This is a genomic window from Snodgrassella sp. M0110, from assembly GCF_016101465.1.
Lineage (GTDB): Bacteria > Pseudomonadota > Gammaproteobacteria > Burkholderiales > Neisseriaceae > Snodgrassella > Snodgrassella alvi.
In genome coordinates, this window is the sequence record NZ_JACFQM010000004.1 from 82,084 (window position 1) to 95,154 (window position 13,071).

11 protein-coding genes are annotated in these 13,071 nt (G+C 43.1%); 8 read left to right on the top strand and 3 right to left on the bottom strand.

Features of this window, described 5'->3' with window-relative positions; translation table 11 throughout:
* The first annotated feature begins 810 nt into the window (after positions 1 to 810).
* From H3T84_RS07040 to H3T84_RS07055, 4 genes are all read left to right on the top strand, one after another.
* The gene (locus H3T84_RS07040) at positions 811 to 1,167 is read left to right on the top strand and encodes a hypothetical protein (RefSeq protein WP_198218687.1); all 357 of its coding nucleotides are present in this window, start codon (positions 811 to 813) and stop codon (positions 1,165 to 1,167) included.
* 586 nt (positions 1,168 to 1,753) lie between these two features.
* The gene (locus H3T84_RS07045; protein ID WP_025331586.1) at positions 1,754 to 2,299 is read left to right on the top strand and encodes an iron transporter; all 546 of its coding nucleotides are present in this window, start codon (positions 1,754 to 1,756) and stop codon (positions 2,297 to 2,299) included.
* Between the two features lie 107 nt (positions 2,300 to 2,406).
* Positions 2,407 to 2,742, top strand: coding sequence for a cupredoxin domain-containing protein (locus tag H3T84_RS07050; protein WP_025331587.1), 336 nt, complete (start codon positions 2,407 to 2,409; stop codon positions 2,740 to 2,742).
* Between the two features lie 14 nt (positions 2,743 to 2,756).
* Entirely contained in the window at positions 2,757 to 3,587 is an 831-nt protein-coding gene (locus tag H3T84_RS07055) for an FTR1 family protein (protein ID WP_198218688.1), read from the top strand.
* A gap of 112 nt (positions 3,588 to 3,699) precedes the next feature.
* Here H3T84_RS07055 and H3T84_RS12315 read toward each other — a convergent pair whose 3' ends face one another.
* Positions 3,700 to 3,825: a hypothetical protein gene (locus H3T84_RS12315; protein ID WP_255518379.1), complete on the bottom strand. Its 126-nt coding sequence runs from the start codon at positions 3,823 to 3,825 to the stop codon at positions 3,700 to 3,702.
* A gap of 143 nt (positions 3,826 to 3,968) precedes the next feature.
* On the opposite strand from H3T84_RS12315, the gene H3T84_RS07060 reads away from it, so the two are divergent.
* The 3 genes from H3T84_RS07060 to efeB are packed head-to-tail and all read left to right on the top strand — an operon-like array spanning position 3,969 to position 6,967.
* Positions 3,969 to 4,787 (top strand): FTR1 family protein, encoded by an 819-nt coding sequence (locus H3T84_RS07060; protein WP_198218689.1) that lies wholly within the window; start codon positions 3,969 to 3,971, stop codon positions 4,785 to 4,787.
* Complete coding sequence (locus H3T84_RS07065) at positions 4,774 to 5,667, top strand: EfeM/EfeO family lipoprotein (RefSeq protein ID WP_198218690.1); 894 nt, start codon at positions 4,774 to 4,776, stop codon at positions 5,665 to 5,667. The genes H3T84_RS07060 and H3T84_RS07065 overlap by 14 nt, the downstream gene beginning before the upstream one ends.
* A gap of 10 nt (positions 5,668 to 5,677) precedes the next feature.
* A complete protein-coding gene (gene efeB, locus H3T84_RS07070) occupies positions 5,678 to 6,967 on the top strand; it encodes an iron uptake transporter deferrochelatase/peroxidase subunit (protein ID WP_084548220.1) in 1,290 nt (429 codons plus the stop codon).
* Between the two features lie 129 nt (positions 6,968 to 7,096).
* On the opposite strand, the gene pepN is transcribed toward efeB, so the two are convergent.
* Both pepN and H3T84_RS07080 read right to left on the bottom strand, forming a co-directional pair.
* On the bottom strand, positions 7,097 to 9,742 hold the full coding sequence (gene pepN / locus H3T84_RS07075) for an aminopeptidase N (protein ID WP_198218691.1): 2,646 nt from the start codon (positions 9,740 to 9,742) through the stop codon (positions 7,097 to 7,099).
* A gap of 160 nt (positions 9,743 to 9,902) precedes the next feature.
* Complete coding sequence (locus H3T84_RS07080) at positions 9,903 to 11,195, bottom strand: MFS transporter (protein ID WP_198218692.1); 1,293 nt, start codon at positions 11,193 to 11,195, stop codon at positions 9,903 to 9,905.
* Positions 11,196 to 11,531: 336 nt separating this feature from the next.
* Between H3T84_RS07080 and H3T84_RS07085 the strand changes: the two genes are divergently transcribed.
* Positions 11,532 to 12,932 carry an amino acid permease gene (locus H3T84_RS07085; protein WP_198218693.1) on the top strand — a complete coding sequence of 467 codons (1,401 nt, stop codon included), beginning with the start codon at positions 11,532 to 11,534 and terminating at the stop codon, positions 12,930 to 12,932.
* Positions 12,933 to 13,071: the final 139 nt, after the last annotated feature.

A 13,071-nucleotide genomic window follows, 5' to 3' on the forward strand; every position in this document is an offset into this window, starting at 1 on the left:
AACACTTTAAAAATAAAACTGTTAACCATTAAACAAAAAATATTGCAAATACACTAAATCGAAGAATATGCAGCCGGTTCCTGTATATTACCCATTTATATTATTCAATAGTCATCACAGCCTGTTCAGCGAATATGGCTACAGCTCAAGATATTCTGTCCTGTAAACAATAAGTAATTACATAATCGTCTGCTTAATCTCGCATTTATCATAAAAATATGCAAAATATATAATAGCCGGCAATACATGCCAAAAAAATAAAAACTGGCTTTTCAGTCATAAAACAGACTTAATAATCCGGATAAACAAACCATTTTTACCCGGAATGAAAATGCATATCAGATAACTCATACATATATATGAGTCAATAATTGACAGTTCCCTGCTTTAGCGGCAAGATAAAGACGTTACGTTCAATAGCGTAACCAGCTTTGACAGGCTGAACAAAGAGGCAGACTTTTTGCTACTTACAAAAAAGTAGCGTTGGTCTGTAAAAACCCATTGCCACCGCTTTTTTTCATGGTGGACAGTGGCAGGGAGGCTTTACGCCTACCGGTATACTCTTTGTCGGTCTGTCAACCCTGCCATTTGTCTGCCGCCATCTGTGTTTAACAGCACACTTGCGGTCTCATGATTAAAGAGAAGGGCAATGATATGAACATCTACAAAGCAAATCTCCCCTTTCAGAAACCACAATCTAACCTGTTTGCCCAAAAACTACTGACAATCAGGTGTCGTCCTGATACACAGATATACTACATACTTCATACAATTACTCATTCAGCATAAAATACAAAGGGAGAATAAACAATGAAACTTCTTGCGCCTGACAAGAATGCGCTATCCACAGCATTGCACGACAACCTACAACTGCAATACCCCTTTGCACTTTATTATATACAACAAACTACATCACTCGGCAGCCAATGGCATAACGAACCAGAGGAAATTACCGAATATACAGCCTATATCCTGTCACCCTATATCATCAAAGCCGACTCAGACTGGCAGGATAGCGGGTTGCTGGTTTTCAAGCCCTGTAACAGCATCATCAGAGCCGAAACCCTGGTATTTTCATTCTGCAAACAGCGTAACTGGGAACCCCTGCTCTGGCAGGGAACAGAACCCATAGCACAACAAATATGGCAGGCAGTACACAGAACCTAATCATTTTCTGCTTATAGTAATTTCACCATAGGCAACTATTTTCGATAACTGTTTATTCATACCACCAAACCAGCCCGAACAGTTTTCTGCTTCAAACTAACACATACCAATTAAGGTACTATCCGGAATCTGTTCCGGCTGATCATCTCCATAACCAGCGCTATCGCAACCACAAGCATAATTTAACATTACTTAACTTATATATCAATAGTTTGCCTACGCCACAACAGCAAATAATTTAGAAATTTCTCTATCAGATTTCCGGCTGGTAACGACCAGATTTATATTAATAACGGCTGAAACCATTTTCAGCCGGTGTTTTCAGCTTTTTTAATCTATATATTTATTAATAAAGGATATATTCAATTATCAATATAAATTTGTTATTTATAAGACACTTTTACGGATAGGATAAAAAATTACTGTTATCTTCACCACAATAAATAACATTAAACACCAGTAAAAAACATAATTTAATTATTTTCTAACATTGGTAAAAGGAGTATATTGATAATCCTTATCAATTGATATGCAGTCATATCTGATTCAATTTGTCTCAATATGAATAAAATAGGGAAATTATAAAATGCTGTTACAAAAAATTGCTATCGCCAGTGCCGCTCTTGTATCAATGGCAGCCTTTGCTCAGGAATACCCCATGGGCAAACCTATTATTAAAAACGGAATGGAAATTTCCGGTGTATATCTGCCGCCTATTACTATGGACACTGATGGCATGGATCACAGTAATATGCATTTGCCGGCCAGCAAATCCGACGTGCACATGGAAGCCGATATTCATGCAACAGAAGGTAATCCTAACGGCTTTGCCGAAGGAGACTGGATTCCCAATCTGAATATAGAATACTCCATTACCAAACTGACTAAAGGCAAATTCGAACATTCAGGTAAATTCATGTCTATGGTTGCCAATGATGGTCCCCACTATGGTGACAACATCAAACTGAATGGTCTGGGCAAATATCGTGTTACCTACCGTATCTCCCCACCAACAGCCAACCAGATGGCTCGCCATATTGACAAAGAAACCGGCGTAGCTCCATGGTTCAAACCATTTGAAGTCAGCTGGGATTTTGATTATGCCGGTGTAGGCCGCAAAGGCAGCTATTAATCGCATTTAGCTGGCTGTGATCAGGGATTATTCTAGCTTCAACTGGCTGAATAATCCCTTATTACATTATTACTGCCACAACACCTTTCACTGTAAGAATATCTGTTATGAAAAAATTTCTTCTTATCTTATTGGGTTTATGCAGTCTTATGTTTTCATTTTCAGCCATTGCTGACGATAAAGTCACCCTGGAACTGAAAATGAAAGATGGTGATCTGATTCCCCTGACCCTCAATGCACCGGCCAACAAAATTATTCGCATTAAGGTTACCAATATTGGCAAAGGTCCCGTCGAGTTTGAAAGTACCCAGCTGGTCAAAGAAAAAGTACTCGCCCCGGGTGCTTCATCAGTGGTCGTCATCGCCCCGAAAAAACCCGGTACCTATATCTTTTTCGATGACTTTCATCTGAATAAGCCCAAAGGGCAGTTAATAGTAAAATAAAAGCAGGAAATACAATGGGACAAACAATTTTTGTCGTCTGGCGTGAATGTTTCGAAGCATTACTGGTTGTCGGCATTATTTATGCATGGATTAAACGTAATCCTGACAGTAGTCATGGTATGCGTTATTTGTTTGGCGGTGTCGGGCTTGGCGTACTGATTTCTGTCATACTGGCATTAATCATCAACGGCGTATTCAAAGCGCTTACCGATGATCATCAAACCATGTTTATGATGGGCATGTCTGCTGTTGCCTGCATACTGATTGTGCAGATGGTGTACTGGATGAACAAACACGCCCGAAATATGAAATCATCCCTGGAACAGGAAATGGCACAACAGGTAGCCCGCAATTCATGGTGGGGAGCTCTGTTTATTATAGCCATTGCCATTGCCCGTGAAGGCAGTGAAATTGTCGTATTTCTGTCCGGCCAGATTATGCAGCTGAACAGTCAGAATTACTCCAGCTTCTGTCTCGCCGTACTTATCGGCATAGCAGTATCTGCCCTGACATTTTATGCTTTTATTCTAACCAGCCGCTTCATCCAATGGAAAAAATTTTTTACCATAACCGGTATTGTCCTGTTATTTCTGGCCATTTCATTATTGCTGAGAGCTGTTGAAGACGGTACCAATATGCTGCTGGAGCATGACGTATCAATTCCTGATTTCCTCATTAGCCCGGCATGGGATACATCACATTTTATTGACGATAGCGGTCTGATTGGCAGTTTTGCTTCCTCACTGTTTGCCTACCGCTCCCAGCCAATGTGGATTAGCGTCATTACTTTTGGTGTATTCTGGTTATTAATGGCTATATTGTTTTTAAGGAAAAAATCCAGATAAGGCAGAACCTGCTGCATATCTGATTTACTTACTTTGGGCATGTGCCGGTTATTTCTTCAGCATATGATTTACCGGCACCATCCAATCATGATTTGATTGCTTTTATACAGCCTTATACTTCTCTAGCATTACTGATAATTAGCTCAGGCTGAAAATCATGCCCCAGACATTTAACGCCCTTATCAACCATATCTGTTACTTGTCGCAATATGGTGAATACGAACAAAAGATATGTCACGTTTGTCCCCCGCTGTCACAATAAAAAGTGATCGGCGCAATGCTTCATCAGTTGCTACAATTGCACTGAAAAACCCTGTAACTATAAATTTCATTGGAACAGGTCTTTAAATCAATTAATTTTAAAATAAAACGAGATTTAGAATGGAACAAACCTTTTTTATTGTCTGGCGTGAATGCTTTGTAACACTGATTGTTGTCGGCATTATTTACTCATGGATTAAGCATAATCCAGACAGCAAAAGCGGGATGCGCCATCTGTTTAGCGGCTTGATACTCGGTGTACTGTTCCTGGCAGCAATTATCAGTGGCGTGTTCAGATATATTCCCGATAAAAATCAAAAAATGCTTATGATGAGCATATTGATATTGATTTCTTTACTGACATTTTTAGTAGTGTTCTGGATGTTTGAGTATATCCTGAGCATGGGATCGGCACAGGAACAGAAAAAAGCTCAGCAGATGGCCCGTTCATGGACAACAGCTATGTTCATAGTAGCTCTTACTATTGCCTGTGCAGGCAATGAAGTTATCTTATTATTGTCCAGTCAGATCAGGCAGCTGAATAATTCTGATTATACTAATTTATACCTTACAGTAATTTCCGGCATTGCAGTATCTGCCCTGACATTTTATCCGTTTGTTGTAATCAGCCGCCGCATGCAGTTGAAAAAATACCTTATCATAACCAGCATTATACTGTTAGTTGTGATTTTCCCCCCATATGTCAAAGCGGGTGTATATCTGTCGACACAAAGTGAACCCCCTTCTGATATTGTGATGTGGCCGGCAGTGCAAATCTCACATTTTATTGACAATAGCTTTTTGTCCGACAGCTTTCCTGCCTTAATTTCTGCCTATAATTCCCCGCCCGTATGGTTTAGCATCATTTCATTTGTTAGTTTCCTGCTATTAATCGCCATAAAGCTCTTCTTAAGGAAAAGTTTAAATGACACAGAATAAATTTCGTGCACTATTTATTATTTGCTCTTTACTGGTGCCTGTCATTGCTGCTGCACATGGTTTACGGGCACCAATTATCAATGATTCTAATGCTGTAGTCGCAAAAGGGGATATTCCCACTCCGGAAAAATACCAGTCAGCAATTCGTAATTATCAGCAGGAAGTTGTACTGCAATTAAAAAGCACCCAGCAATATCTTAATGCAATTGAGAATGCCTGCAAAAACGGACAGCTGCAACAGGCGCAACAAAATTATATCCGTGCCCATCAGAGTTACGAACAAGTACGGGTTATCGTCAAACTGTTTGGTAATGCTGACCAGAATATTAACTCGCGCGCTGATTATTATCTGCAAGGTACCGATGATCCAAATTTTAGCGGTTTTCACCGTTTAGAATATGATTTATTTAAACTCAAAGACCTAAAGCAGGCTCAGGCAGAAAACAGCAATCTGCAATATGAAATTATTGATTTACAAAAACGTGTAGCAGCCGATGATCTGGATATTGCCAAAGTAGTTCAGTCAGCATCCGACTTTCTGGAAATGATTCTGCAAACCAAACTTGCCGGCAAAGAAAATCAATATAGCCACAGTGATCTGGCCGATATCCATGCCAATGTAACCGGTTCAGCACAAATCATGCAGCATCTGCAGAGCTTTATTCCAGCAGAGCAGCGTAAAGCACTGAATCATGGTTACCAGCAGATTTTTGCCATTCTGCAGCATTATCAACTGCCCCAGAACCAATTCCAAAGTTTCAGCCGGCTCAGTCAGACAGATCACGATATCCTGTACTCCTTACTAAGTACGCAGACAGCACGGCTGGCCCAGCTTAGGGCGCAACTAAGTATACGTGTTTATTATAAATATCCTCATTAAGGTTTAAGTTATGTCTAAAAACACCTTCAGACATCAGCCTGTCTCAGCTGCCTCGCCTGAAGACAATCCGGCCAGCACTACGCGACGCAATAGCATGAAAATGCTGCTGGCCGGAGGGCTGGGTATCGCCAGTCTTGGCGCCGTCAAAGCAGCCAATGCGGCCGGCAACTGTACTCATGATTACAATCAGGCCGTTGATTACTGGGGTAGCCATCAGGCCGGCGTAATCACCCCCGACACCAAAGAAGCTATCTTTGTTGTCTTCAACGTTACTGTAAAAAACAAAAAAGAGCTGCAACAGTTATTCCAGCGGATTTCACAACGTATTGCCTATCTCACCAGACCACAAACACTCACAGCAGGAAAAAATGACCAGCTTCCTCCGGCAGAATCCGGGCTGCTGGGTCAAAATCTGTCTCCCGACTCACTGACAATTACCCTGGCCGTGGGTGCCAGCCTGTTTGACCAGCGTTTTGGTCTGTCTCAGCTCAAACCCAAAAAACTGATTCCTATGCCCCGCTTTCCCAACGACCGGCTGGAAAAAGCATGGTGCGGCGGAGATTTATCAATCCAGTTCTGCGCCAACAGCCGCGAAAGTGTCATTTATGCCCTGCGCGATCTGATTAGTCATTGTAATCAGTATATGGTGCCGGTATGGAAAATGGACGGATTTCTGCCGGCCAGAGATATCGACAATCACACTACCGCTATTAATCTGTTTGGTTTTAAAGACGGTACCGGTAATGGCTCCATTAGCGATAGCAAACTGATGGATGAACTGGTATGGGTAACCAAGAACAACCAGGAACCGGCATGGTGTCTGGGCGGCAGTTATCAGGCAATCCGTCTGATTCGCTTCAATCTCGAATTCTGGGACAGAACCCCGCTGGAAGATCAGGAAAATGATTTTGGCCGTTACAAAACCAGCGGAGCACCCATTGGTATGCAACATGAAATGGATGACCCGAAAATGAACAGTGACCCTCATGGCGACCGTATTCTGTTTGATTCACACATGCGCCGTGCAGAACCACGTATTCCTGAACGGCATGTAGCCAAACTGCGCCGGCGCAGTTTCAGTTACTCTCTGGGTGTATTACCCAACGGTCAACTTGATATGGGTCTGATTTTTGTTGCCTATCAGAACGACCTGAAAAAAGGTTTTATTGATACCCAGAATCGCCTGAATGGCGAACCGATGGAACGTTATATCAAACCATTCGGCGGCGGATTTTTCTTTGTTTTACCGGGAATGGCCAAAGAAAATGACTATCTGGGCAGACTGCTGCTTGAAGGATAAACAGTACCAAGACAGATATTTTTAAGTTTATAAGGCTTAAAAAATAAAATACTGAAATAAAAAAGCACTACAGCATCAACTGTAGTGCTTTCATTTATCTGGCTTATCACTAAATAAATCAGCAATTCCTCAGCCACCTAATATTTTATCTACAATTTCACGGCTATCTTTGGACAGCCCGTCATGTTTTTGAATCCGCTGTAACTGCTCGGCCATCAAGGCTTTGCGGTGCGGTTCCAGCCGACCGTACAGATTAAATGCCTGTACCAGACGAGAAGCCACCTGCGGATTAAATCCGTCAATGTGCAATATATGCTCAGCAATAAAACGGTAACCACTGCCATCGGCTGCATGAAAGTGCTGAATATTCCGGCTAAAGCTACCCAGTAAAGAACGTACCTTATTCGGATTTTCTAAGCTGAAAGCGTGGTTCTGTAATGCTGCCTGCACCTGTTGCAGAGTATCCGTACGCTGGCTGCTGCCTATCAGAGTAAAATACTTATCCATCACCAAATCATCATGAGCATGGCGCTGAGCAAACTGGTCTAATAACTCATTACGCTTTGTATCAGCCAAATGATTAATGGCCAGAAGCATTCCGAATTCATGAGTCATATTGGTAGCACGCTGCGGATACTCGGCAGCAATGCTTTGCAATAATTCTGCTCTGGCCTGTACGCCCCATTGCAGTAAAGTATTGCGCAGGCTGCGAATACCGGCCAGATCAGGATGGTATTCCTGCGGGGCAGCATGTTTGCTGTTCTGCTCCTGCTCATCAGCCCACTGACGCCAGTGTGTCAGTGTATCCTCCATACTGCATGCCAGATCCTGCAACAGTGCCTGACGTGCACGAACATACAGCTCGGGATTAATGCTCTGAGCATCTTCCCACAATTCTGCTTCAGCCGGTACTTGCAACAACACTGCCTTATACGCCGGATCAATATCAGCATTCAGTGCCGCCGTAATGGCCTGAGCCAGCGCAGCATGATGTGGTACAGGCTGACCGGCTTCAAGCGCAGCCAGATTTGCCGTAATGGCACGCCGGTACAGAGTTTGTGCTGCCTCCCAGCGGGCAAAAGAATCACTATCATGCGCCAGTAACAGCATTAAATCAGCATCACTATAGGGATACTCCAGTCTCACCGGAGCACTGAATCCGCGCAATAATGACGGTATAACTTCTTGTGTTACATCATTAAAGACAAAAGTCTGTTCAGCCTGATTAAATACCAGTACTGTTTCCTCAACCACAGAATCACTGTTATCCAGCCGGAACGAAACTGGTGAGCCATCTTTACCGATTAAACCGGCTTTTACCGGAATCACCATTGGCTGTTTTTCATTCATATCCGGTGTGGGCGGAATAGATTGCTGCAAATGCAGACTAAATGTACGTTTTTCCGCATCATATTCACCACGTGCTTTAACCTGCGGTGTACCGGCCTGACTGTACCACAACGCAAACTGTTCCAGATTAACACCATTGGCATCAGCCATAGCCGCACGAAAATCGTCACAGGTAACAGCCTGTCCGTCATGCCGCTGGAAATAAAGCTGCATTCCTTTCTGAAAACCTGCTTCACCGAGAAGAGTATGGTACATACGTACCACTTCGGCACCTTTTTCATACACAGTCAACGTATAGAAATTATTCATTTCCTCGTATGAAGCCGGTCGTACCGGATGTGCCATCGGACCGGCATCTTCCGCAAACTGCATACTGCGCAATACTCTGACATTATGAATACGGCGAACAGCTCTGCTGGCCCGGTCGGCTGAAAATTCCTGATCACGAAAAACGGTCAGCCCCTCTTTCAGCGACAACTGAAACCAGTCCCGGCAAGTGACCCGGTTACCTGTCCAGTTGTGGAAATACTCATGCCCGATTACACCCTCTATCGCCTCAAAATCAGCATCTGTAGCTGTATCACTGCTGGCAAGCACATATTTGGTGTTGAAAATATTCAGGCCCTTATTTTCCATGGCGCCCATATTAAAATCACCAACAGCCACCACCATAAAAATATTTAAATCATATTCCAGATTAAAGCGCTCCTCATCCCACTGCATGGCATGCTTCAGCGACTCCAGAGCAAAACCTGCCTTAGCACGGTCTTCCGGACGAGTATAAAATTTCAGCGCCACTTCTTTACCGCTACAGGTAGTAAAACTGCCTTCGAGCACCGCCAGCTTGCCTGCTACCAGAGCAAACAGATAGCTTGGCTTGGCAAACGGGTCACGCCAGCATACCCAGTGACGGCCATTATCCAGTTCACCACTATCAATCAGATTACCGTTAGACAGCATAACCGGATACTGCTCTTTGTCACCAATAATGGTGGTGGTAAACTGGCTCATCACATCCGGACGGTCAAAGTAATAAGTAATTTTACGGAAGCCCTCCGGCTCATTCTGGGTATACAGATTATCACCGGATTCATATAAACCCATCAGCGTTTTATTTTGTGCCGGATACAGTCTGGTCGTGATTTCCAGTACAAACTGTCTGTCCGGTACAGTATGAATAATCAGCTTTTCATCTTCCACAGCATACTCATGCGGATATAAGGATTTGCCATTTAAAACAATCTGCAATAGTTCCGCACTGCCATCAAGCACACAAGGTTTTTGCGTCTGCTTTGGTACAACAGTCATACGATTGATTACCGTGGTATAAGCTTCCTCCAGAGTAAAAGTCAGATTAATATCTGCCACCGCAAAATCCGGTGCCTGATAATCTTTAAGATAATGAACCACTTTTTCTTCACTCATCATTAACACTCTTTATTCAAATCTGTTTCGGTTATTGTACGACTGCCATCAATACAATCAACCTCATCACTGCCCTGTCCGGCAACATAATTATCTTTAAATACGGTCATGTTCGCCGTTCTCAATTCCTACCAGTTATTAATAGCAGAATTGGCAATTATTATTCATATTTAACCTGATAACGACCACCGTTACCAGAACTACCATTATTTTTCAGCATAGATAACAGGAAAGAGGCTGCCGCTGATAATGCCATCCATATAGCAACAAAACAGATAACCGGAAAATAACTACCGCAATATACCCGCAGCAAACCACCAAACCAGGCAGTTAATAAACCGCTAATCTGATGAATCAGAAAAAATGCACCAAAAATAAAACCTTTATGCCGATAACCAAAAATAGAACCGGCCAGACGGGAAATAATAATGACGGTTCCCATATAAGTTATTCCGAAAAAAATCCCGAACAGCGGCACCATCATTGGTTCCGGCCACAGAGCCAGTGCCATGAGCGTTATACAACGCACGATATACAGCAAACACAGCAATAAAGGCAGGGATACTTTTTTAGCCACCAGATAACCAATCAGTATACTGCCTACAGCTTCTGCCAGCCCCAGCAGACTGAGTGAAGTACCAGTAAACAGATTGGCGGTTTCATTATGACTTAATATTTCCTGTATTGCCGGAACATAATGTACATCAATAAAAATCATTGAAGTACCGCAGCCGGAAAAAGCTAAGGCAGACAGCACAAACCGACAGTCCAGATACCAGTAACGGGGTAAAGGTGCGATAATATTCCGAGCGGATGTCTGACATTCAGGAGGCATACCTGCTGACTTCAACTTTGTTTTTACAGGAATTTTTATAGGTGTACCGATACCCTCTACCCTGCTTAACGATGCCGGAACAATAGCCAGACAAGCATATACGCCAGCTAGAATAGCACACAGCATTGACCAAGACATATAGCCGTCCAGATAAATCCATAGAGGAGACAATATCATCAGACCGGCAGCAATACCGTTAGTGGCCAGCACATACGCAAACTGGCGCCGCTCAGGTATCACATATCTGTCAATCAGAATACTGACCGGTACAAAAGTCAGGGCAGCAACCGCATATGCAGCCAGCAGCAGAAACCCCAGTACAAAAGTCATGAAACTGTTACTAGAGGAAAATAGTAAAAAGGCACAGGCAGCAGCCAGCATTCCCGATAACAGGACATGGCCGGCTCCGCAACGGTCACACAGATTACCGACTAATATCGAATAAACACCTTGGGCAAGACCAAAAAAACCACCAACCAGAGCCATCGTTTCAATACTCACAGCATAATGATTTACCAGACTGGTAAAATAAACCTGATAAACTCCTTTTATGGCTGTACTGATAAACATCACGATAAAACCATAGCCCACCACTAATCCGGTCCGGATGGCGCGCATGGATATGTTCTCCTTCCTCAATTATCTGTTATCCCGTCTTTTTGTAACGCTCTGCCAATAAAACACCTACCTTAATACAACAGTTTCTCATTCTCAACAACTATATTCATATATTGCCGGCTACATCAATAAATTGTGATAAAGTATTATAAATTCAGGCTGACCTGCATCTTGCAAAATATGCTTATGTCAGTATATGGATACAAACATCCTAATAAATCGGCCTGTATTTAGCAGCATACATATTTATCATAATTAACTTTATACCAAAGTATACATTTCTAAAAATAAAACCATGTTTTCTATTTTTGTTTTCCAGTCTGTAAAGGATACACCATGAGCCGACCACCTGAGTTAAAACGCACACTGAAAAACCGACATTTACAATTGATTGCTATTGGTGGCGCAATCGGCACCGGTCTGTTTATGGGTTCAGGCCGTACGATCAGCCTGGCCGGACCATCTGTGTTGTTTACCTATGTCATCATCGGCGCATTTCTGTTTTTTGTGATGCGTGCCATGGGTGAATTACTGCTGCACAATCTGCATTACAAATCTTTTGTCGATTTCACTACCGATATCCTGAATCCGACTGTAGGTTATTATGTCGGCTGGTCATACTGGTTTTGCTGGGTAGTGATTGGTATGGCAGATATCGTAGCGATTACCGGCTATACTCAGTTCTGGTGGCCGGAAGTGCCATTATGGCTGCCCGGCATTATCTGCATTGCCATCCTGCTGGCGCTGAATCTGTTATCGGTCAAACTCTTCGGCGAACTGGAATTCTGGTTTGCCCTGATTAAAATTCTGGCGATTCTCGCGCTTATCGGCTGTGGCGGCTATTTATTACTAACCGGCTTTACCAGTTCCAGCGGCATTCAGGCCAAAATCAGCAACTTATGGTCTTACGGCGGTTGGATGCCTCATGGCTGGTCAGGTTTTTTTGCCGCATTTCAGATTGCTATCTTTGCTTTTGTCGGCATTGAGCTGGTTGGTACTGCTTCAGCTGAAACAGATGATCCTAATACCACCCTACCAGCTGCCATTAACAAAATACCGGTGCGTGTCATTATTTTCTACGTACTGGCACTAACCATTATTATGACGGTTACCCCGTGGAATATGGTCGCCCCCGACCGCAGCCCGTTCGTCAATATGTTTACCCTGATTGGCATCAGTGCTGCGGCCACTATTATTAATTTTGTTGTACTCACCTCTGCACTGTCTTCCGCCAACAGCGGTATGTATTCTACCGGCCGTATGCTGTACGGCCTGTCGAAAAACGGCGTTGGCCCGAAAGCTTTTGCACGGCTATCCGCCAACGGAGTGCCGCAAAACGGTCTGTTATATTCTTGTGCTCTGCTGCTGATTGGTGTTGGTCTGCTTTATGCGGAAGGCGACGTGATGAAAGTATTCACGATTGTCACCACCGTATCCAGTATTTGCTTTATTTTTGTATGGGCAGTCATTCTGATTGCCTATCTGCGCTATCGCCGGCTGTATCCTGAAGCGCATGCGCGCTCAGTTTACAAAATGCCTCTGGGTATACCTATGTGTTATGCCTGCCTGATATTTTTCGTTTTTGTCCTGTACCTGTTCAGTCAGGATAAAGATACGCTTACCGGTCTGATAGCCACACCAGTGTGGTTTATTCTGCTGACCATGTTCCTGCCTTTGTATCGTCAGCAACTGAAAAAACGCATTACCTATACCGATACAGACCATCCGAATCATTAATACCCAAAAATCCGTCCTCTTTAATTACATATGCATCAATTAAACAGGACAGAATAATCAATAAAAGACCTAAAGCTTATATACGCTTTAGGTCTTTTATTGAATACTAATCTTAATCTGCTTGCTACTCTTCAATTCA